20 protein-coding genes and 3 tRNA genes are annotated in these 20,937 nt (G+C 51.7%); 15 read left to right on the top strand and 8 right to left on the bottom strand.

The genetic code is table 11. The features are described 5' to 3' along the window. Positions 1-26: 26 nt before the first annotated feature. On the bottom strand, positions 27-737 hold the full coding sequence (rutB, locus tag F3J38_RS05680; RefSeq protein WP_167135932.1) for a pyrimidine utilization protein B: 711 nt from the start codon (positions 735-737) through the stop codon (positions 27-29). Further along, positions 737-1,828, bottom strand: coding sequence for a pyrimidine utilization protein A (rutA, locus tag F3J38_RS05675; protein ID WP_167135930.1), 1,092 nt, complete (start codon positions 1,826-1,828; stop codon positions 737-739). Before rutA ends, rutB begins: the two co-directional genes overlap by 1 nt. 308 nt (positions 1,829-2,136) lie before the next feature. Between rutA and rutR the strand changes: the two genes are divergently transcribed. Both rutR and F3J38_RS05665 read left to right on the top strand, forming a co-directional pair. After that, a complete protein-coding gene (gene rutR / locus F3J38_RS05670) occupies positions 2,137-2,772 on the top strand; it encodes an HTH-type transcriptional regulator RutR (RefSeq protein ID WP_167135928.1) in 636 nt (211 codons plus the stop codon). A 23-nt stretch (positions 2,773-2,795) separates the two neighbouring features. Then, positions 2,796-3,761, top strand: a complete 966-nt coding sequence (locus F3J38_RS05665) for a metal-dependent hydrolase (protein WP_167135926.1) — start codon at positions 2,796-2,798, stop codon at positions 3,759-3,761. A gap of 38 nt (positions 3,762-3,799) precedes the next feature. On the opposite strand, the gene cycA is transcribed toward F3J38_RS05665, so the two are convergent. Then, positions 3,800-5,191, bottom strand: a complete 1,392-nt coding sequence (cycA, locus tag F3J38_RS05660; protein WP_167135924.1) for a D-serine/D-alanine/glycine transporter — start codon at positions 5,189-5,191, stop codon at positions 3,800-3,802. A gap of 284 nt (positions 5,192-5,475) precedes the next feature. Here cycA and F3J38_RS05655 point away from each other — a divergent pair, with 284 nt between their 5' ends. Continuing rightward, entirely contained in the window at positions 5,476-6,174 is a 699-nt protein-coding gene (locus F3J38_RS05655; protein ID WP_167135922.1) for an extensin-like domain-containing protein, read from the top strand. Here the strand turns inward: F3J38_RS05655 and F3J38_RS05650 are convergent, their stop codons facing one another. Next, complete coding sequence (locus F3J38_RS05650; RefSeq protein WP_167135920.1) at positions 6,175-6,849, bottom strand: DUF4396 domain-containing protein; 675 nt, start codon at positions 6,847-6,849, stop codon at positions 6,175-6,177. Between the two features lie 552 nt (positions 6,850-7,401). Between F3J38_RS05650 and F3J38_RS05645 the strand changes: the two genes are divergently transcribed. Then, positions 7,402-8,124, top strand: a complete 723-nt coding sequence (locus F3J38_RS05645; protein WP_167135918.1) for an autoinducer binding domain-containing protein — start codon at positions 7,402-7,404, stop codon at positions 8,122-8,124. A 122-nt stretch (positions 8,125-8,246) separates the two neighbouring features. After that, the gene (locus F3J38_RS05640; RefSeq protein WP_084934653.1) at positions 8,247-8,858 is read left to right on the top strand and encodes an acyl-homoserine-lactone synthase; all 612 of its coding nucleotides are present in this window, start codon (positions 8,247-8,249) and stop codon (positions 8,856-8,858) included. A gap of 32 nt (positions 8,859-8,890) precedes the next feature. Here the strand turns inward: F3J38_RS05640 and F3J38_RS05635 are convergent, their stop codons facing one another. Continuing rightward, positions 8,891-9,118, bottom strand: coding sequence for a DUF2594 family protein (locus F3J38_RS05635; protein ID WP_084934652.1), 228 nt, complete (start codon positions 9,116-9,118; stop codon positions 8,891-8,893). Between the two features lie 432 nt (positions 9,119-9,550). Here F3J38_RS05635 and uvrY point away from each other — a divergent pair, with 432 nt between their 5' ends. The 6 genes from uvrY to F3J38_RS05605 all read left to right on the top strand — a co-directional run bounded on the left by uvrY (position 9,551) and on the right by F3J38_RS05605 (position 13,331). Beyond that, on the top strand, positions 9,551-10,210 hold the full coding sequence (uvrY, locus tag F3J38_RS05630; protein WP_167135916.1) for a UvrY/SirA/GacA family response regulator transcription factor: 660 nt from the start codon (positions 9,551-9,553) through the stop codon (positions 10,208-10,210). Further along, entirely contained in the window at positions 10,203-12,035 is a 1,833-nt protein-coding gene (uvrC, locus tag F3J38_RS05625; protein WP_167135914.1) for an excinuclease ABC subunit UvrC, read from the top strand. The genes uvrY and uvrC overlap by 8 nt, the downstream gene beginning before the upstream one ends. A gap of 68 nt (positions 12,036-12,103) precedes the next feature. Next, the gene (pgsA, locus tag F3J38_RS05620) at positions 12,104-12,652 is read left to right on the top strand and encodes a CDP-diacylglycerol--glycerol-3-phosphate 3-phosphatidyltransferase (protein ID WP_167135912.1); all 549 of its coding nucleotides are present in this window, start codon (positions 12,104-12,106) and stop codon (positions 12,650-12,652) included. 390 nt (positions 12,653-13,042) lie between these two features. Then, a tRNA-Gly gene (locus tag F3J38_RS05615) sits at positions 13,043-13,118 on the top strand. 42 nt (positions 13,119-13,160) lie between these two features. Beyond that, positions 13,161-13,234 (top strand) — tRNA-Cys (locus F3J38_RS05610). Between the two features lie 11 nt (positions 13,235-13,245). After that, positions 13,246-13,331: transfer RNA gene (locus F3J38_RS05605), tRNA-Leu, on the top strand. 109 nt (positions 13,332-13,440) lie between these two features. Here F3J38_RS05605 and F3J38_RS05600 read toward each other — a convergent pair. The 3 genes from F3J38_RS05600 to F3J38_RS05590 all read right to left on the bottom strand — a co-directional run bounded on the left by F3J38_RS05600 (position 13,441) and on the right by F3J38_RS05590 (position 15,692). Further along, complete coding sequence (locus F3J38_RS05600) at positions 13,441-13,611, bottom strand: hypothetical protein (RefSeq protein WP_167135910.1); 171 nt, start codon at positions 13,609-13,611, stop codon at positions 13,441-13,443. 171 nt (positions 13,612-13,782) lie between these two features. Next, positions 13,783-15,279: a SulP family inorganic anion transporter gene (locus tag F3J38_RS05595; RefSeq protein ID WP_167135908.1), complete on the bottom strand. Its 1,497-nt coding sequence runs from the start codon at positions 15,277-15,279 to the stop codon at positions 13,783-13,785. A 155-nt stretch (positions 15,280-15,434) separates the two neighbouring features. Continuing rightward, positions 15,435-15,692 (bottom strand): biofilm/acid-resistance regulator YmgB/AriR, encoded by a 258-nt coding sequence (locus F3J38_RS05590; protein WP_167135906.1) that lies wholly within the window; start codon positions 15,690-15,692, stop codon positions 15,435-15,437. A 484-nt stretch (positions 15,693-16,176) separates the two neighbouring features. On the opposite strand from F3J38_RS05590, the gene F3J38_RS05585 reads away from it, so the two are divergent. The 4 genes from F3J38_RS05585 to F3J38_RS05570 are packed head-to-tail and all read left to right on the top strand — an operon-like array spanning position 16,177 to position 20,742. Beyond that, on the top strand, positions 16,177-16,608 hold the full coding sequence (locus F3J38_RS05585; protein WP_167135904.1) for a MarR family winged helix-turn-helix transcriptional regulator: 432 nt from the start codon (positions 16,177-16,179) through the stop codon (positions 16,606-16,608). A gap of 2 nt (positions 16,609-16,610) precedes the next feature. Then, on the top strand, positions 16,611-18,290 hold the full coding sequence (locus F3J38_RS05580; RefSeq protein WP_167135902.1) for an MFS transporter: 1,680 nt from the start codon (positions 16,611-16,613) through the stop codon (positions 18,288-18,290). Beyond that, positions 18,287-19,375, top strand: coding sequence for an HlyD family secretion protein (locus tag F3J38_RS05575; protein ID WP_167135900.1), 1,089 nt, complete (start codon positions 18,287-18,289; stop codon positions 19,373-19,375). Before F3J38_RS05580 ends, F3J38_RS05575 begins: the two co-directional genes overlap by 4 nt. Next, positions 19,372-20,742 (top strand): efflux transporter outer membrane subunit, encoded by a 1,371-nt coding sequence (locus tag F3J38_RS05570; protein ID WP_167135898.1) that lies wholly within the window; start codon positions 19,372-19,374, stop codon positions 20,740-20,742. Before F3J38_RS05575 ends, F3J38_RS05570 begins: the two co-directional genes overlap by 4 nt. Positions 20,743-20,937: the final 195 nt, after the last annotated feature.

The following is a 20,937-nucleotide window of genomic DNA, read 5'->3' as shown; positions in this document are numbered from 1 at the left end:
TTATGGTCTTGCAGGTGAAATTGGCCTTATGCCTTCAGGGCTTCACAAAAGGTGTCCGTGTCGCTGACCCAGCCAAAGAAAGTTTCGATGTTGAAAATGGCTGCCTGCTGAGCAAACGTGGGGCCGGCCTGATAAGTGGCGTCTTCCAGCACTACGCCAAAATATTCGAGGAAGAAGCCATCACGTAGCGTGGATTCGACACACACGTTGGTGGCTATGCCGGTGAACACCAGATGGCGGATGCCGCGGCTGCGCAACATGCTGTCGAGTGGGGTATTAAAGAAGCCGCTGTAGCGCGGTTTAGGCAGAACGATGTCTCCTGTCTGCGGCACCAGTTCATCCACCAGCGCGTAATCCCAGCCGCCTTTTGACAGCAGGGTGCCCTGTAACTCTGGGCGCTTACGCATGGTTTTCAGTGCATTCGATTTATGGAAGTTAGGCGAGCCAGCATCACCCGCTTCGACGTACTTATCGTCCCAGCCGTTCTGGAACCAGATAATTTGCATGCCAGCGGCGCGTGCCGCGGTCACCGCCTGATGAATTTTGGCGATCACTGGTTTTGTGGCGGAGACATCAAAGCCGGCAAGATCCAAATAACCCCCTTCGGTGGCATAGGCGTTTTGCATATCCACGACAATCAATGCACTTTGCGCCGGCGGCAGTGCGATAGCTTCTGGCCGAGCGGGCAGGGTGATTTGGGGCAAACTCGACGTATGGGCGCAAGTCACGGTACTCATCAGGCAACCTCCTTCTGCGAAGTGATAACGTTTTGACGACACTGCATTAATGGCTGGATACGCTCGCCGAAATCTTCAATGCCTTGCAGAAAGTCATCAAAGGTCAGGAGGACGCCCTGTGTGCCGTCAACCTCTGCAACCTCATCCAACATTCGTGCCACATTGGCGTATGAACCCACTAGGGTGCCCATATTGATGTTGACGGCTGAAGTGGGATCGGCCATCTGACGCACGTTGGTATCGCTACCCGACTTGGTGTCCTGCTGGCTTTGCGTGGTGAGCCAGGCGAGTGCTTCTTCATCGGCACCCGCTTTGTAATGCTCCCATTTGGCACGCGCGGCCTCGTCGCTTTCGGCGGCGATAATCATAAACAGCACGTAAGAGCCGACATCGCGCCCGACGTGATCCGCTGCGTTTTTCATGCGGCTGGCGGTCGGAGCGAAGGCAGTGGGGGTATTGACCCCTTTGCCGAAGCAGAAGTTGTAATCCGCATGCTGCGCGGAGAACGCCATACCGGCATCGCTCTGTCCGGCGCAGATCACCTTCATCGGTTTCTGCGGTTGCGGGCTGACACGGCAGTCGTTCATGGTGAAAAATTCACCTTTGAAGTCACTCTGACCGGTGCCCCACAAATCACGCAGTACAGTGACGTATTCTGTGAGGTATTGGTAACGGCTGGAGAAGTACTCATCACCGGGCCACAATCCCATCTGTTCGTATTCGGGTTTCTGCCACCCGGTGACCAGATTGACACCGAAACGGCCATTGGATATCGAATCGATGGTGGCGGCCATACGTGCCACAATCGCTGGAGGCAGCGTCAGGGTGGCTGCCGTGGCATAAATTTCAATCCGTGAGGTCACCGCCGCGAGTCCCGCCATCAGCGTGAAGGATTCGAGGTTGTGATCCCAGAATTCGGTTTTACCTCCGAAGCCACGCAATTTGATCATCGAGAGCGCAAAGTCGAAGTGATAGTGCTCGGCCTTCAGCACAATCTCTTTATTCAGTTCAAAAGTCGGTTTGTACTGCGGCGCATGGGTGGAGATGAGCCAGCCATTATTGCCAATCGGGATAAATACGCCAATTTTCATGTGAAACCTCTCTGCGTTGAACGGGCATTGCTCTACGCGCTGCGTTGCTCCTTGCACGCATCCTGCGAGCGGCGCTCAGTCACAAAATTGCAAAGCCTGTGCCACATTTTTAAATGTCTTATACAACAATGTGTTAAAAACCACCTGGTGGTGAAAGTGGAGTGGTTGGTCTAAATCAGACCGTTTGGTCAAAACTTTTTGCACGTTTTTCATGCGCACTGCGGTCAAAAAAGGTGCAGGGAGAGCGATTAGGCAGGAAAGAGGGGCTTTGTTATGATGCGGATATGTAGGATGGAAGAGGTAACAGTGTGAAAAGCGATGAAAAAAAGCCAGGACGACGGTCGCGAGCGGTAGCGGCAAAACGGGCAGCTATTCTGGAAGCAGCGTTGGCCTTCTTCTCGCAATACGGGATTCATGGCACCAGCCTCGATAAAGTCGCGGAGCGTGCCGATGTCTCAAAGACCAATCTGCTTTATTACTATCCGTCAAAAGAAGCGCTGTATGTGGCGGTATTAAAAGAGATCCTGGATGTGTGGCTCGCCCCGCTGCGTGCGTTGCAACATGATCATGACCCGTTGACCGCCATTCGAAAATATATTCGCCTCAAGCTGGAAGTGTCGCGCGACCATCCACAGGCTTCACGCCTGTTCTGTCTGGAAATGCTGCAAGGTGCGCCTTTGTTGAAAGGCGAACTGGCGGGTGATTTAAAAGCGCTGGTAGATGAGAAAGCGGCGATTATTGAGCAGTGGATTGCTGAGGGGCGTCTGGCAGGGGTGCAGCCGCAACATCTGTTCTTCCTGCTGTGGGCCACCACGCAACACTACGCCGATTTTGCCTCACAGGTTGAAGCCATTACCGGGCAAACCTTGAATGATCCAGATTTCTTTGAGCAGACGCTGGAAAATGTGCAGCGCATGATTATCGAAGGGATCCGCGTGCGCTGATCCCGCTTAGACCAGGAGAGTGCATGGACTCGCTATCGCAGTTAACCTTGGGTGCAGCCGTCACGGTTGCCGTAATGGGCAAACGCGTACCGCTGTGGCAGTCGGCGCTGGTGGGGGCCATTGCGGGAACATTGCCAGACCTTGATGTCTTTATCGATCACGGTGACGCGATCCGCAACATGACGTTGCACCGTACCGAAAGCCATGCGCTGATCTTGCTGACGCTGGTTGCACCGCTGCTGGCGTGGCTAGTGGCCGGCGTAACACATAGCCGCCCCTACTGGCGAGGCTGGTGTCTGGCGATTTGGCTGGCGCTGATCACCCACCCGTTGCTCGATCTTACGACCGTGTACGGTACGCAACTGGGCTTACCTTTCACAGATTTCCCCTACGCCATCGGCAGTATGTACATCATCGATCCACTCTATACCTTGCCTTTATTGGTGGCGCTGGTGGTGACGTTATGGCGGCATAATTTGCGCTGGAATCAGCTCGGATTGCTGGTCAGCACCCTCTATCTTGCCTGGAGCATGGTGATACAGGGCATCGCTACGCGGCATATTGAGCAGGATTTGGTGCATCAATCCGTAATGCCCCAACAAGTGTTGGTCACGCCCACCGCGTTTAATACTTTGGTTTGGCGTACGGTCATCCTGACACCCGAACGATACGGTGAAGCTTACTGGTCATTGATGTCCCCTGAGCGTCCGTTAGAGATTCGCTGGTATCCACGCCATCCCGAGCTGTTCGACGCCTTTAGAGGCCAGTGGCATGCGGAGCGCGTGGCGTGGTTCAGCCACGGTTTTTATGCCATGCAACAGCAGGGTGATGACACGCTGATATCGGATTTGCGCATGGGTGAGGCGCCGAATTATACCTTTACCTTCAACCTGGGCTCGCCGACAGCCCCTGCAATGGCCCCGGAAAGGGGAGCTTCGGTGCGACCTTCATTGGCGCAGGCGTGGCATAAGTTACGAGAAAGGTTATAAAAAAAGCCCCGGATGGGGCTTTTTTATGGCAGGCAGAATCAGGCTTTACGACGACGTAACAACCAACCCATGGTCAGGATAACAAACCACAGTGGCGTGACCATCAGGGCCTGACGGGTATCTTCCTGTAAAGTCAGCAGCACCAGTACAAAGGCAAAGAAGGCCATACACACCCAGCACATAAATTTACCCAGCGGCATCTTAAATTTCGACGCCGCATGGCGTTGTGGATGTTGCTTACGATACGCCAGATAGCTGCACAGAATGATGGTCCAGACGAACATAAACAGAATCGCTGACACCGTGGTCACCATAGTGAACACCGTCATCACATCGGGGATCAGGTAAATTAGCGCCACACCGCCCAGTAAGCATAAACAGGAGAAGAACAAGCCTGTTGTAGGTACGGCGCGTGCAGACAAGCGACCAAAGGCTTTGTGCGCAACGCCCAACTCGGCCAGACCGAACAGCATGCGGCTGGTAGAGAAAATACCGCTATTGGCCGATGACGCAGCAGAGGTCAATACCACAAAGTTAACGATGCTTGCCGCAGCAGGCAGGCCGATCAGCACAAACATTTCAACAAAAGGACTGCGGTTTGGCAGCACCTGGTTCCACGGCGTGACCGCCATGATCACCAGCAGTGCCAGTACGTAGAACATAATGATACGGACGGGGATGGCGTTGATCGCGCGCGGCAGAACCTTGTGAGGATCTTTGGTTTCTGCCGCCGCAGTACCGACCAATTCAATCCCGACAAAGGCAAAGACCGCAATCTGGAAGCCGGCAAAGAATCCGCTCAGACCTTTCGGGAACATGCCACCATGATCCCAGATATTGCTCAGTGAAGCCGTGGTGCCATTGGGGGAGGGATAATGCATGCTGACCAGCACAATACCGGTGACAATCAGCGCAACAATTGCCACGATTTTGATAATGGCGAACCAGAACTCCATCTCACCAAACAGTTTCACCGTTGCGATATTCAGTGCCAGGAACGCAAAGATACACAGTAATGCGCTCATCCAAATGGAGAAGCCGGGGAACCAGAGTTGGAAATAGGCGCTGATGGCCACGACATCTGCGATCCCGGTGACCACCCAGCAGAACCAGTAGGTCCAACCGGTGAAGTAGCCGGCCCAGGGGCCGAGCAGGTCGGCAGCGAAGTCGCTAAAGGATTTGTATTCGAGATTGGAGAGCAGCAACTCACCCATTGCACGCATAACAAAAAACAGCATAAAGCCAATGATCATGTAGACAAAAATGATCGATGGACCCGCCAGGCTGATGGTTTTTCCGGAGCCCATAAACAGCCCGGTACCAATGGCGCCGCCGATAGCGATAAGTTGGATGTGACGGTTATGCAGATTACGCCGGAGTTTTTCCGGCTGTTCGGCCTCAATAAGCGCCTCTTTAGATTGGTCAACCATAAATATGTCTTTCCTGTTTTGATGTTGTGTCAGCTCTACTGGCTGTTTGATAAGGTGCCGTTGTATAGGGCAAGTGGCATAAGATAGTGGAAAGGCGGCGACTCTCGGTAATTGTTTTTTTACAATTGTGACCTTTTACGCGCTTTGCTCTGTCAGTAAAAATTTACATGGCATAATTGCCATGCATTTTGCGTAAATCTTCAACAATTAAGCCTTTTCTGCCGATTTTCACCCGTGTGGCGCCTACACTTAACGACATCATGTATAAGTAAAAGTGAAATGATGTGCGTGTATTCATGGCCATAGTGTTACTGGCGCTGTGTGGATGGTGGGGGCTTCCCTGGCTCAAATCGCATCTGCCGCCGCAATGGAATCCTTTTACGCCGTTGGCGGTGACCGATCCGCCAGGATGGATGATGCGGTATAAATTACAGCGACTCAGCCACGACCCCGCAGCGTGTCTGGCGGTGATGCAGCGTGCCAGCCAACAAGGATTTGTGCAGTTCCGTCGCGTTCCACCACAGCAAGGCGATTGTCCGATTGAACAACCTCTACGTGTGAGCGGTTTTGGCGAGGTTTCGGTGAGTAGCAGTTTTCTCGCCAGTTGTCCGATGGCCGTCAGTAGCACAGTATTTGTGGTTAACAGCCACCAGGCTCTACTACAGGCTGGCATCAACAATCGGTTGAGCCGTATCGCGCACGTGGGAAGTTACGCTTGCCGCAATATCTATCATCGTCAGCAGGGACGATTAAGTGAACATGCCACGGCTGAGGCGTGGGATATCAGTGGATTCCAACTGGCGAATGGTCAGTGGTTAATGGTGGGGAAAAACTGGCGACAACCCACAGAAGCAGCAGCGGGATTACACGCACTGTGGAGGGAGGGATGTGCCACTTTCGGCAACGTGCTCGGACCGGACTATAACGCCGCACATGCCGGGCATTTTCACCTCGGCATGCGCGGGGCGGGCTACTGTCGTTAACTAAACGGCGGGATTAAGCCCACGCTTTATGAGGAAATGATTAGCAGGCCAGGAGAATACAAAGCCGATAAACATCGCCATTTGCAGCATAAACCAGAATGTCACCAGTAATGGGTTGATTTGCTGGTTAAGAATGAATTTTAGGGCCAGCGCCATAAAGATAAAAATACCTAATTGATAAATCAAAAGCGGAAAAGTTTCCGTCTTTAATGCTAATAATAAGGCGCTGATGAATGAACGTTTTTCACGTTGCCGAATAGCTAGAAACTGCAAAAAATATCCAACCACTAACGAAATGAGCACACAAATAAGACCCTGCATCCAGATTGTTGGGTTAATTGCGAACTGATTTAGTAGGGTGACTATTGGCAAGGTCATCAGGTCACCGAATATACAGGCGGCGGCAGATAATGAAGTAGAAATAAATATAGTTTGCCAGCTGGCATAGCCTTGTATTTTTTGCGGAACGAGCACGGCGAGTTTAACCTGACGAGACGGTTTGCGTCCCAGATACCACCAGGCTAGCCAGCCGATGAATGGTAAATACAAGCCCGTCAATGGCCAGATGATATTCATTACCGGCACAGGGTGCGGGTGACGGAAAAGATCTTTTAAAATCATCAGGGCCGTGCAACCGCCCAGAACAAGTAAAGGTAATGCCAACTGGTTCAACATAGTCAGTCCCGCTGAGTTTCCCGAATACGCGCGACAATGCGCCTGAGGCGTCCTGCGTCATTGTCTCCCCTTTGCAAAATCTTATGGCACGTTCACAGCTTATCTTCTAAGAGTAGCTGGAAAAAGAGGGTGACGAAAATCACGCTCTTATGTTCATCATGGAAATAACGGATATGACGGAAAGAGCGAAGCGCACCTGCTTGTAAATCAGCCTCGTACCTCAGTATCCGTTCGAAATGTGGGTGATTTTGGTTAACGACGATGCTAAAAATTTATCAATCTAATGATAATTTTCGATGAATAGGGTGATTGAAACATCTTCAGAAAAATCCTATTCTAATTGAAAAAGTCGATTAAAGTTATGAAGCTGTTTTCAAAAAACACCCGTTTGCGCAGCACCGCTATGGTAACGCATTGACAACTGGATAGTTATGATTGTTACTGACCGGGCTGATTTCATTTCAATCAATATTTTTTCTCAGGTTAATTTATTTTTTTGTGTTAATCAGATCGAATAACAAGGTTAAAGCGTGAAACAACGCTGAGGCAATAATGACAACCGATAATTATTTCGTCTGGCGCGGCGAGACTGAAAATGAATTTCAGGCGCTGACGGAAGTAGTACAAGTAAAATCGCTATTACAAACACATATCGAAGCGTTGGGTTTTGATTCATTCGCTTTTCTGGTTCAGCATCCAGTGCCTTTTACCCGGCCACGTGTGTTTTTGTTTAGCACTTACCCAGACAGCTGGGTTAAGCGTTATGAAAGCGAAAATTATTACGCTGTGGATCCGGTATTGCTGCTTTGCCAGCGGCCGGGGCGAGGCGTGGAATGGACGCGTGATTTATTTACTGGTGCGGGCAATTTATGGGCAGAAGCCAATGCGGCGGGCCTCAATAGTGGCTTTTCTTGCTCGGCAATGGCACCAAATCGTGCCATTGGTATATTATCTATTGCATCGTCGCTTCATAGTCATACCCAACATATACGTATCCAGCTGGAGGTGAAACTACACTTCCTGGCGGAACTGAGTTTGCGCGTGCTGGAAAGACTAAATGACGGTTCAATGGCAGTTTTATCTAACGATTTTAGCCAACGCGAACTGGAAATTCTGAAATGGACGGCAGAAGGAAAAACCTCTGCTGAAATTTCACTTATTTTAGCGATATCTGAACACACGGTGAATTTTCACCAAAAGAATATGCAAAAGCGTTTTAATGTTTCCAATAAAACGCAGATTGCCTGTTACGCAGCAGCGATTGGCTTGATATAGCAAAAAGGCAACTACTAATTTTAGTAGTTCCCAGTGTTGAGTCTGTTGTCTACCCTGCGCCGGGACTTTGCCAGGCTGGCGCAAAGAAATCATTGCAAACATGGGGATGTCAGGGGCGCATGATGAAAATAATTCAAACACAGCTTAAGGATATGCCGTCCTCTCTGTTGGCTGAATTGGGAACCTATCGCTACAGCGTTTTTGCGCGCGGCGAGGGCTGGTCTATTCCGCCGCGATTGAGTACGCCGGGTCAGGAGTACGATCGTTTCGATCGTTCAGATGTGACCTGGCTGATTGCCTGGAACGCGCGTCAGGGTATTTGTGGCTGTGCGCGTCTGCTGCCCTGGCACGAGCCTGAAGTGCCTGAAGGATTGGTGCTGCCATTCGATCAAGATAAAGTCTGGGAGATGTCGCGTTTTTCAGCTCGTCTCGAAGTGGACGCAGAGTTGCCGCTCAATATTTTATGGCATTCGGTACAGTTGGCAGAATTGAGTGGGATGGCATTCCTGATCAGCTCAGCGACGCCGATGTTAGAGAAGATGTTTGAAAAGCATCAGGTCGTTTACGAGCCGTTATCACCGGGCTTAATTCAATCTGAAGACAATCTGTTCGCTATTCGTATTCCAGTTCAACAACCTGCACTCGCCGAGAAATATCGCGGTACACGACGCTTTAGTCCTGAAGAGGTGTTGCCCTCGCTGGGTGTGTCCGTTAACTGGCAGGCGCACAGCTAATTCCCCCGCGCAGAATGCGCGGGGACTACCGCTTATTGACGATAAGCGGTTTTGATTTGACGAATGGTGTTGCTAAACACTTCCGCCTGAGGCTTATCCACTAATGCGCTCTGCACATAGCGCTCCATATTGATGATCACTTTACCAGCATCTGCCTGGCCCATTCCCTTCAGAATCAGTGTCACCATCATTTTCAGGCAGGCGACTTCATCCGCCAGCGCTTGGGTATCCTGTGAAGTTGCAAAATCTTCATCACTCATCATTGACTCCTTGGTGGTGTTACTGAACGTTGACACATTACCTGTGTGTGTAAAAAACAGAGTATATCATAAGCTTGTTGGATGAATTTATTGTAGGCGAAGCGGTAATGAGAGGGAGGGGGTTAATTCTGATTTGATGTATTTGTCAGCAGAAGAAAATCGAAAATAGAGAATTATTAAATGTGCCTACAACGAATCAATCAGTAAAAGCGTTATAAATTATAACATAATGATATTAGTCACAATTTCACATTTTAATTCTTGCATGTTATTGCGTTTTACTAAAAAAACAAGCGCCGTAGGGGCCTAATTGATTTGCATCATTTCATTAGGGATTTATCTGCATCACCAGATGTTCTTTCAGCCTTAAACCCGGTAAGATGGCCTCCCTGTAATATATTTCCCCTTCACTAACCTGCGGAGTACGTCCCGTTGATCAGCTTGCTTCTTGTTGATGACCATGAACTGGTACGCGCCGGTATTCGCCGCGTACTTGAAGATATGAAGGGACTGGTGATTGCCGGGGAAGCGGCGTGTGGTGAAGATGCGGTAAAATGGTGTCGCAATACCCCGGTTGACGTGGTGTTAATGGACATGAACATGCCCGGTATTGGCGGCCTGGAAGCCACGCGCAAGATTGTGCGTTTTAATCCAGACATTCGTATCATTATGCTCACCATTCACACAGAAAACCCGCTGCCAGCAAAAGTCATGCAGGCCGGCGCTTCTGGATATCTGAGCAAAGGCGCCGCGCCGCAGGAAGTGGTGAGTGCCATTCGTGCCGTGCATTCTGGTCAGCGCTATATTGCTTCAGATATCGCTCAGCAAATGGCGCTAAGTCAAATCGAGCCACAAAAGACGGAATCGCCTTTTAGCTGTTTGTCGGAAAGGGAATTGCAGATTATGCTGATGATTACCCGCGGGCAGAAAGTGACGGAGATTTCCGAACAGCTTAATCTGAGCCCGAAAACCGTTAACAGCTACCGTTATCGCATGTTCAGTAAACTGAATATCAGCGGAGATGTAGAGTTAACGCATTTAGCCATTCGTCATGGCTTGTACAATGCGGAGCCATTAATCAGTAGTGAGTGACGTCTTCAACTCTAAAGCCTTTCTCAGCACCGTGACCAGTCAGCCCGGCGTCTACCGCATGTACGACGCGACAGGCACGGTGATCTATGTTGGTAAAGCCAAAGATCTCAAAAAACGCCTGACCAGCTATTTCCGGACTCAGGTAGGCAGTCGCAAAACCGAAGTGTTGGTGAGTAACATCCAGAACATCGATGTCACGGTTACCCATACTGAAACGGAAGCGCTGTTGCTTGAGCACAACTATATAAAGCTCTATCAGCCGCGTTACAACGTATTGTTACGCGATGATAAATCCTACCCTTATATCTTTCTAAGCGCAGACACTCACCCGCGTCTGGCGATGCACCGGGGAGCCAAACATGCCAAAGGCGAGTACTTTGGGCCGTTTCCCAACGGCTACGCGGTGCGTGAAACCCTGGCGCTGTTGCAGAAAGTCTTTCCCATCCGCCAGTGTGAGAACAGCGTCTATCGCAATCGCTCGCGTCCCTGTTTGCAATACCAGATTGGGCGTTGCCTGGGACCCTGCGTAGCGGGGTTGGTTTCAGAAGATGAATATGCACAGCAAACCGATTACGTGCGGTTGTTTCTGGCGGGTAAAGATGATCAGGTCATCAACCAGTTGGTTAAACGTATGGAAGACGCCAGCCATGCGCTTCGCTTTGAAGAGGCAGCACGTCTACGCGATCAGATTCAGGCGGTGCGCCGTGTGACAGAGAAGCAGTTTGTTTCTAACCAGGGAGACGACCTGGATGTGATGGGCGTGGCCTTTGATGCGGGAATGGCATGTCTGCATGTGCTATTTATTCGTCAGGGCAAAGTGTTGGGTAGCCGTAGTTATTTCCCGAAAGTGCCTGCTGATACGGATTTGACCGAAGTGGTGCAAACTTTCGTTGGTCAGTTTTATTTGCAGGGCAGTGAAGCGCGCACTTTGCCGGCTGAAATTTTACTTGATTTCAATTTGCCGGAACGTGCCTTGCTGGCCGACTCGTTGAGTGAACTGGCGGGGCGCAAGGTCAACATTCAGAGCAAACCACGCGGCGATCGCGCGCGGTATCTTAAACTGGCACGCACTAATGCGGCCACCGCTTTGACCACTAAACTCTCTCAGCACTCCACCATCCAACAGCGGCTGGCAGCACTGGCGGCATTTCTTGAACTGGATAGCATCAAACGCATGGAGTGCTTCGATATCAGTCACACCATGGGTGAACAGACCATTGCTTCTTGCGTAGTCTTCAACCGCGATGGTCCGCTGCGATCCGATTATCGTCGCTACAACATTGAGGGGATCACGCCGGGAGACGACTACGCGGCGATGAATCAAGTGCTACGCCGTCGGTACGGCAAAGCGCTGGAAGAGGACAAGATCCCCGATGTGATTATCATTGATGGCGGCAAGGGTCAGCTGGCGCAAGCAAAGCAAGTGTTTGCTGAGCTGGATGTGCCTTGGGATAAAGATCGACCGATTATGCTTGGGGTAGCAAAAGGCAGCGATCGTAAAGCAGGTCTGGAAACGCTGTTCTTTGAAGCCGAAGGTGAGGGGGTCTCGCTGCCGCCAGATTCACCCGCACTGCATGTCATTCAGCATATTCGTGATGACTCTCACAATCACGCAATTTCGGGACATCGACAAAAACGCGCCAAAGTGAAGAACACCAGTGCCCTGGAAAGCATCGAAGGAGTAGGGCCAAAACGCCGTCAACAGTTGCTTAAGTACATGGGGGGCCTGCAACCGCTGATGAATGCCAGCGTGGATGAGATTGCCAAAGTGCCGGGAATTTCTTTCGCACTGGCAGAAAAAATCTACCACTCGCTGAAACACTAACGTTGAAACAGTGTGGGCAATGTAGGAACATACGTTAAATCCTACTCACACCAGACAGTTACTGGCATATGCAATTTAACATTCCGACGTGTCTTACCCTGTTTCGAGTTGTACTGATTCCTTTCTTTGTGCTGGCATTCTATTTGCCATTTCACTGGGCACCTTTTGTCACCGCATTGATCTTTGTGGTTGCCGCTGTCACTGACTGGTTTGATGGTTTTCTTGCTCGTCGCTGGAAGCAGACCACCCGTTTTGGTGCTTTTCTCGATCCGGTTGCCGATAAGGTGATGGTCGCGATTGCCTTGGTGCTGGTGGCAGAATATTTCCACGCTTGGTGGATCACTTTGCCCGCTGCTACCATGATTGCCCGCGAAATTATTATCTCGGCCTTGCGTGAGTGGATGGCTGAGATTGGTAAACGCAGCAGCGTCGCAGTGTCATGGGTCGGTAAAGTGAAAACCACCGCGCAGATGTTCTCGCTTTTTGCCTTGCTGTGGCGCCCAGATGCGACGGTAGTCGGTGTGGGCGTGGTTGCGTTGTATATCGCTGCGGTTCTGACGTTCTGGTCGATGTTCCAGTATTTGAGCGCTGCGCGCGGTGATTTGCTCGATAGCTGATCGATACGATTTAAAAAGCAGCAAACGGACGCAGTGTGTGGATAATTCTATTGACTCATTGCGTCAGATAAGTAGAATGCATCGCATCGAACGGCAGCGAGTCTGCAAGAAGCTGAGTAAAATCAGTAAGTTTGGTAGATTGAAGAATCGAGTGTTTCGGTTTGCAGCAAGGCAGCAACTGAACGAATCACAGAGAGCTTACTTCAGTAAGTGACCTGTGTGAGTGAAGGAAGCTAACGCAGCAGCAAAGTGGAAGACGAAGTTCCAGAATCGAGTATTTCGGTTTGCAGCAAGGCAGCAACTGAACGAATCACAGAGAGCTTACTCCAGTAAGTGACCTGTGTGAGTGAAGGAAGCTAACGCGGCAGCAAAGTGAAAGACGAAGATTATGCGGGAATAGCTCAGTTGGTAGAGCACGACCTTGCCAAGGTCGGGGTCGCGAGTTCGAGTCTCGTTTCCCGCTCCAAATTTAGTCATCCGTTTTTAACGGATAACACATCAGAATAAAGGCGCGTTGGCAGAGTGGCCATGCAACGGATTGCAAATCCGTCTACCTCGGTTCGACTCCGGGACGCGCCTCCAATTTACACCCTGCCCGGGTGGTGAAATCGGTAGACACAAGGGATTTAAAATCCCTCGGCTTATGGCTGTGCGGGTTCAAGTCCCGCCCCGGGCACCATATTTAGTAACCGCTAAAACCAAATAAAATCAAAGCAATAAGCAGCAATGTCGTGACCGCCCCAGGGCGGTTTTTTGGTTTTTGTCGCAGATGAATCTGACAAGCCTTTTTAAGCTTGCGGCTGTCCGACCGGGCCTTTACTCATTGGGCCACCGGGAATCGGCTGCTCAGTAGGTACATTTGGGCGACCATCTGGGCCGATAGGTCTTTCTGGCTGTTGGCAGCCCATCAATGCCGTCAGGCAAGTGACAATCAGTATCCCACCTAAGATGTGATGCATAACAGCGTCCTTTAATCAGCAACCCAGTGTTGCTCCTTAAGCGTAGTTGATATCGCACTATCACCTTCACTATCACCATCACCATCGATGTGCATTGCCCTTTACGCCGATAAAAAAACGGCCATCGCGTGAGAGATGGCCGTTTCAGTGATCAACCTGGGTGAGAAAGGGCTAGCCTAAATTCCCACTCAAGCGGTCGCGGAAATTACTGCTACGGTTATCCAAACCAATAAAGTGCACTGATGCCCCGTGCCGTTGATAGCGGTACTCAATGGCATCCAGCGCGGCAACACTGGAGGCATCCCAAATTTGCGCATGGGTCAGATCAATGGTGACGTTTTTCGGGTCGTGACCATAATCAAAATGTTCAAACAGATCGTTGCTGCTGCCAAAGAACAGCGGCCCACGCACGGTGTAATGCACTTGCTCACCATCATCGCTTAACCGGCGCTCAGCATGGATAACGTGCGCAATGCGGCGGGCGAAGAGCATCATGGCAAGGATCACGCCAATCAGCACGCCCAGCGCCAGGTTACCTGTCCACACGGTGACCGCGACGGTGAGGACCATCACTGAGGTTTCGGACCACGGCATACGCTTGAGGGTGGCGGGCTGCAGGCTATGCCAGTTCACGGTTTTCACCGCCACCACCATCATGATCCCAGCCAGTACCACCATGGGAATTTGCGCCATGATTTGGCTCAGCCCTGTCACCAGCAAAAGCAACACCACACCCGCCGCAATGGTTGAAATGCGGGTGCGTGCCTTGCCAAGTTCAACGTTAACAATCGTCTGACCAATCATTGCGCAACCGGCAATGCCACCGTAGAAACCGGCGAGTATATTACCTACGCCCAGTGCCCACGACTCGCGGCGTTTACCTGAAGGCGTATCAGTAATGTCATCCACCAATTTGGCGGTCAGCAGCGATTCCATTAAACCCACAAAGGCGATGCTCAACGCCGTGGGCCAGACAATCGAAAGCGTCTGCAGATTAAAAGGCACTAACAGGGTGGTGAAGCCAGGCAGGCCTGAGCTCATTGGGCCTTCGTCTCCAACATTAGGTACGCGGTATCCCATGAGCAACGCAACGCCGGTCACCACCACAATCGCCACCAGCGGGGAGGGAACGCTCTTCAGAACTTTCGGCAGCAATAGCACGATGGCTAACGTCACGGCGAACAATGCCCAAACCAACCCCGACTGCCCCCAAACATGAGGGACTTGAGCAAAGAAGATCAGAATACCTAAGGCATTAACGAAGCCAATCATCACCGAACGAGGGATGTAGCGCATCATGCGTGACAGGCCAGCCAGGCCAAAGATGATTTGGATGATTCCGCCGAGAATCACGGCAGGAAGAATGTATTCCACGCCGTGGGCATGCACCATCGGTCCGATAACCAGTGCGACCGATCCGGCGGCAGCGGTCACCATGGCTGGGCGTCCGCCAAGGATTGACAGGGTCAAACACAGCACCACCGATGCCACCAGGCTTACCTTGGGATCAACCCCGGCAATCACCGAAAAGGAGATCACTTCAGGGATCAGTGCCAGCGCAGTGATGACACCTGCCAGACACTCTCGGGTCAATAAAGCGGGCGAGCGTAGGACGCTGCCCACGGTGATATCGTTCGCCGCAGGGGCGTGTTCAGCGGGTTGGCTCATAAATTTTGCAGGCTCTTTTATTTTTTTGCGCATGCCGTCACGACATGGCAGTCACCAGACAGGAATTAGACGGAAATGATGTTACCGGGCAATGAAGAGGGATACCAGTAGCAATGGCGGGTAAACAAAGAAGATTCCATCCTTGGAATCAGACATTAGACGGAAAGGTCGTCAGGCGTTTTATTGACGACTAATTCCAACAAATGGCGATAAATATCCAGCTGTACTACATCACTCTCCAACTCAAGGCGATAGATAAGTGATGAGATAATCGCTTTATTGGTGACCGGCATACCGGTTTGCAGGATTTCAGCGATGATCTGACCGAAAACTTCCATCTCAGCGCTGTCGCTGTTACCCGGCAATTTAAAATAGTCAGCGATAGCTTCGCCGCTGGAGACAGCATTTTGCATAGTGAAGCCCTTAGGATTGGAGCGAGGGCGTGCTGCCCACAGCGCCATGATGAAAAAATTTACGTGCGGACAGGCACGTAAAACCCAAACTCATCAACCAACGCAAAAAAGACACCTCTGAAGGTGGAAATCCACTGCACCTTCAGAGGCGACGCAAACTGCATCATTCGTTACGGAGCTATTCGCTAGCTCACGGGGACTAAAGTTATACAATTACAGGTAAGTTGTACAAGGTAAATTTTAAGTATTTTGTGCTATTTGTTATAAATCAATGTAATGGGCTGGGGTTTGGACTTTAAAACTATACAGGATAATTGTACAGGATCGTATTGTTGCGGTTTTGTCGTTCGAAAAACTGAAAATTGGTTTTATAGCAGGTGAGCGTCTAAATTTGAGGTTGTAAGCAATCTTTTCAATGGCCTCATGCTTTGATTATAATAACGCACCCGTTTAGTTAGATACCTAACCATTAGGCTACTACGTTTTGAGCGACTATCCACAACCTTTTTCACGTTTACTTCATCTGACGGCCCACGCTTGGCGGCTGGCGGTGGATCGCCGCCTGAAAGAGAGTGGGCTCAGTATGAGCAGCTGGATGGCGATTGCCACGGTTGCCACGGCCACTGAACCACCCACGCAAAAAGCGCTGGCACAATTGTTGGGTCTGGAAGAGGCGAGCGTCGTGCCATTGGTTGATCGGCTGGTCCGACAACAGCTATTGGCCCGCGTACAACCCAAAGAAGATCGCCGTAAGCGCCTGTTGGTATTGACGGAGCAGGGCAGTGTGGCTTTCGCCGAGGTGAAGACCCAGGCGGATGCATTACGTGCGCAGCTGCTGGCAGATATTGATCCTGAAGCGCTTGCTGTCACTGAAAAAGTGCTGCAACAACTGCTGACCCGGCTAGGAACGAGCTGAACGTGGCCAAACGCAATCCTTATGCACAGCGTGAATGGCTACCCCATGAAAAACCCATGCTGCCAGGGTCGCCCTCCACGCCGATCCATTCGCCGTCAAAACGGGTAGCCTTTGGGATCATTGGTCTCCTTATTTCGATCACCGGCGCACTGAGTAACGCGTTGGTGACGGCCAATCTCACCAATCTGCAAGGCACTTTCGGGGCTTATACCAACGAGATCGCCTGGTTACCGGCGGTATATGTGATGGGCAATATCTCCATCAATTTATTGCTGGTGAAATTCCGCCAACAGTTTGGTCTGCGATTGTTTACCGAAGCGTTTCTGGTGCTGTATGTGATTGTGGCGTTCTTCCACATTCTGGCGAACGATCTGAGCTCGGCCATCATCGTGCGGACGGCACACGGTATGGTCGGAGCAGCACTGAGTTCCCTTGGCATCTATTACCAAATCCAGGCGTGGCCGGCGAAACATCGACTCAAAGCCTTAGTCATCGGTATTACCGCCTCACAGCTGGCGATTCCGCTGGCACGCCTGTTCTCCACCGAGCTGTTGCAGTTAGAAGAGTGGCGCGGCCTGTATCTGTTTGAGCTGGGGTTGGCAATGATTGCTTTGGGGTGCGTGCTGGTGGTGAAACTGCCACCGGGTGACCGCATCAAAGCCTTCGAGAAAATGGATTTTGTCACCTTCATGCTGCTGGCTCCGGGTATGGCGCTGCTGTGCGCTGTGCTATCGCGAGGGCGCATTGAGTGGTGGTTCACTACGCCTTGGCTGGGTATCGCGCTGGCCATGTCTTTAGTGCTGATCGTCGCGGCCGTCGTGGTGGAGCACAACCGAGCTAACCCGCTGATCAATACACGCTGGCTGAGCAACGGCATGATTGTCCGACTCGGCATTGTGATGATTATGATGCGTATCGTGCTGGCTGAGCAGAACACTGGTGCAGTGGGCTTTCTGCAGCAGCTGGGCTTACTGAATGATCAGATGCGTGGGCTGGCACTGGCGATTATAGCGGGTGTGATTTGTGGCATGGTGGCCAGTGCGCTCACCATTAAACCCACGCACCTCAGCTGGCCGATTGTGACTTCACTGGTGGTGATGATTATAGCGTCATACATGGATGCGCAATCCAGCCCAGTGACGCGTGGCAACAATTTGTATGTGAGCCAGTTTTTGCTTGGCTTCGGTAGTGCTTTCTTCCTTGCACCCGCGATGCTGTTAGGGATTGGCGGTGTGGTGACGCAGCCGAAAAACCTGGTGAGCTTCGTGGTGCTATTTGGCATGAGCCAAAACTTGGGGGGATTGATTGGCGCCGCCATTCTCGGCACCTTTCAGACATGGCGTGAGAAATACCACTCCAGCCAGTTGGGCGATCAGCTATCGCAGCTTGATCCCAATGTCATCGAGCGGCTGAGCCAATACAGCTCGCTGTTCAGCAGCCAGCTACCTGACAACGTGCTGCTCAGCGCGCAAAGCACCAGCCAGTTACAAACCGTCGCCACCCTACAGGCGAACGTGTTGGCTTACAACGACACCTACTTACTCACCGCCGCTGTGGCATTCATTACTCTTATGTGGGTGCTATGGCGACTCACGCGGCTGCGTTATATCAATTGGCGTCAGGCGCGCCACAATCTAGCAGAACAACAATATCAAGCATCAAATCAGACGGAGAATTCATGAGCCAACAGGATGATCTTCAGGCCGCGGAACGCGATCGCGCTAACCGCCGACGCATTCTTTCTATCGCTTTCGGCAGCGGTATCGCGATTGTTGGTGTACTGGTCATTCTGTATGCCTGGCAACTCTGGCCGTTCACCAGCACCATTCAGTCCACGGAAAATGCCTACGTGCGCGGTCAGGTGACCTTTATCAGCCCACAGGTGAGCGGTTACCTCACCGATGTACAGGTAGTGGACCTGCAACCCGTGACGAAAGGGCAGTTGCTCATGACCATTGACGACCGAATCTATCGTCAACGGGTACATCAGGCGCAGGCGCAGTTGGATATGAAGATTGCCGCGCAGAATAACAACCAACAGCAGCGTCGTAGCGCCGAAGCGACCATCCTGAGCAACAAAGCCGCGCTGGAAAACGCCAAAGCCCAGGCGTTAAAAAGTAGTCTTGATCTTAAACGCGTGGAGAATCTGGCGGCCGATGGGTCGCTGTCTGTGCGTGAGCGCGATGCCTCACGCGCCGCTAATGCCCAAGCGCAAGCCGCGCTGCGCCAGGCGGAAGCGCAAGTTGCCGTGTCGCAACAGAGTTTGCAAACCGTCGTGGTGAATCGGGCTTCGTTAGAAGGGGATGTTGCTAGCGCGAAAGCCGCATTGGAGTTGGCCAATATTGATCTGGCCAACACCCGGATTATTGCGCCAGACAGTGGTCAGTTAGGGCAGTTGTCGGTACGCAAAGGGACTTACGTCACCGCGGGCACGCGACTGACATCGGTAGTGCCAGACAACAAATGGGTGATCGCCAACTTAAAAGAGACCCAACTGGCACGTGTACGACCTGGTTTGCCGGTCACCATTCGTGTCGATGCGCTGGAAGGGCGGCGTTTTGACGGACGCGTAGAGTTCATTTCCCCTGCTGCTGGCTCCGAATTTAGTGCCATTTCACCAGACAACGCCACGGGCAACTTTGTGAAGATTGCTCAGCGTATCCCGGTACGCATCAGCATACTCGGTGACACCCAAGACCTGCGCCCTGGCATGTCAGTGGAAGTGAATATTGATACCGCAGCAGAATCGCAAAAGGATGCACAATGAAGCGGATATTACTGGCTTCATGGGTTGCACTCCTGCTTGGCGGCTGTGCGACGGAAGTCGAAAAAGCCCCCTCATCATTACCGATACCTGATGGCTGGCGGCAGCAAGTTGGGCCTACTGCTGCGCCAGAAGCACAGTGGTGGCGGAGCTTCGGTGACGATAACCTGAATCAACTCGTCAATCAGGCCTTAAACCACAACAGCGATATTCTCACGGCTCGTTCACGGGTTGATCAGTATCGTGCCCAACTGCGGGCCGCACAGGGGGATAATTTCCCTACCTTATCAGCAGGTGTTGCCGCAACGCATCAACGTGCCTTGTCGGCCGCCACCGGGCTGCCCTATGAAAACGCCGTGTTTCAGGGGTTGCTGCAGGCGAACTATGAAGTCGATCTTTGGGGTAGCCGCAGCAACAGCATTCGGGCAGCAGAGGCCACGCTGGATGCGCAGCGCGCAGCAGCCTCAGCGGCGGAGTTAACGGTAGCCAGTTCCGTTGCGTCAGGCTATCTCAGCCTGTGTGCGTTGGACGAGCAACTGCGTGTCACACAGGCGACGCTGGCCACACGTGAAAACGCCCTCAATCTGGCACAACGTCAGTTTGAAACCGGCTACACCTCGCGACTGGAGTGGATGCAAGCGGCATCAGAGTATCAAACTGCTAAAGCGCAGATCCCCCAGTTGCAGCACCAGATTGAGCAACAGGAGAATGCCCTTAGCGTGCTGGTGGGCATGAATCCGCGTGAGATTGCGCGCACCAGTCAGTTCGACCACATCAAGCCGCAAACATTGCCATCTTTGTTACCCTCACAATTGCTGAATCGTCGACCGGATATTGTGCAGGCACAGCGCCAACTCATTGCAGCGGATGCCTCACTGGCATCAGCGCAAGCCAACCTGTTGCCGTCACTCAATCTCACGGCCACAGGTACGTTACAAAGCAACGAGTTACATCAGCTGCTGGATAATCCTTTCCGCCTGTGGAGTATTGGCGGCAGCATACTGGCCCCGCTGCTTAATCGTGAAGCGCTTACGGCTCAGGTCGATGTCGCGATGGCGACGCGCAATCAGGCGCTTTATGGATATGAAAAAGTGGTGCGCAGCGCCTTCTCCGATGTCGATAACGCGATTGACGCGATCAGGCGTAGTCAGGAGCAACTAGACGAGTTGCAGAAACAAGAGGGCTACGTCGCCGAGGCGTACCGTATCGCGCAGAATCGTTATCAGAATGGTTATGCCTCCTATCTGGATGAGCTGGATGCGCAGCGCACGCTGTTCAGCACGCAGTTAAATATCGTTTCAGTGAAAAATACGCTCTTGCTCTCACAAATCGAACTTTACCGTTCGTTGGGGGGCGGCTGGCAGGGTTGAATTTTATGCGGTAATGGGATTTTGCGGCATTTTCAGCGCGGTAAACCCGTTAAATTCTGTTTTTGCCGTAAAGCGCGTCCGTTCTTTAGGCATTCGTGCTTTTTTTTACTTGTCTTTACATATAGTGGTATTATTCGCCCGCTTTACAAAGTCTGAACGGAATAGTGCACTTGGGTTGACTTGCACGGTCGCGGT

The sequence above is a fragment of the Candidatus Pantoea formicae genome (assembly GCF_011752625.1).
In the GTDB taxonomy this organism is placed as follows: domain Bacteria; phylum Pseudomonadota; class Gammaproteobacteria; order Enterobacterales; family Enterobacteriaceae; genus Pantoea; species Pantoea formicae.
This window is presented reverse-complemented; position numbering and strand designations above follow the sequence as displayed.

Coding starts and splice junctions, on each gene's coding strand:
- F3J38_RS05665 (WP_167135926.1), top strand. CDS start 2,796: ATGGACTCGCTATCGCAGTTAACCTTGGGTGCAGCCGTCACGGTTGCC.
- rutA (WP_167135930.1), bottom strand. CDS start 1,828: ATGAAAATTGGCGTATTTATCCCGATTGGCAATAATGGCTGGCTCATC.
- rutB (WP_167135932.1), bottom strand. CDS start 737: ATGAGTACCGTGACTTGCGCCCATACGTCGAGTTTGCCCCAAATCACC.
- cycA (WP_167135924.1), bottom strand. CDS start 5,191: ATGGTTGACCAATCTAAAGAGGCGCTTATTGAGGCCGAACAGCCGGAA.
- F3J38_RS05570 (WP_167135898.1), top strand. CDS start 19,372: ATGAAGCGGATATTACTGGCTTCATGGGTTGCACTCCTGCTTGGCGGC.
- F3J38_RS05640 (WP_084934653.1), top strand. CDS start 8,247: ATGAAAATAATTCAAACACAGCTTAAGGATATGCCGTCCTCTCTGTTG.
- F3J38_RS05590 (WP_167135906.1), bottom strand. CDS start 15,692: ATGCAAAATGCTGTCTCCAGCGGCGAAGCTATCGCTGACTATTTTAAA.
- F3J38_RS05595 (WP_167135908.1), bottom strand. CDS start 15,279: ATGAGCCAACCCGCTGAACACGCCCCTGCGGCGAACGATATCACCGTG.
- F3J38_RS05600 (WP_167135910.1), bottom strand. CDS start 13,611: ATGCATCACATCTTAGGTGGGATACTGATTGTCACTTGCCTGACGGCA.
- F3J38_RS05635 (WP_084934652.1), bottom strand. CDS start 9,118: ATGAGTGATGAAGATTTTGCAACTTCACAGGATACCCAAGCGCTGGCG.
- F3J38_RS05645 (WP_167135918.1), top strand. CDS start 7,402: ATGACAACCGATAATTATTTCGTCTGGCGCGGCGAGACTGAAAATGAA.
- F3J38_RS05650 (WP_167135920.1), bottom strand. CDS start 6,849: ATGTTGAACCAGTTGGCATTACCTTTACTTGTTCTGGGCGGTTGCACG.
- F3J38_RS05575 (WP_167135900.1), top strand. CDS start 18,287: ATGAGCCAACAGGATGATCTTCAGGCCGCGGAACGCGATCGCGCTAAC.
- pgsA (WP_167135912.1), top strand. CDS start 12,104: ATGCAATTTAACATTCCGACGTGTCTTACCCTGTTTCGAGTTGTACTG.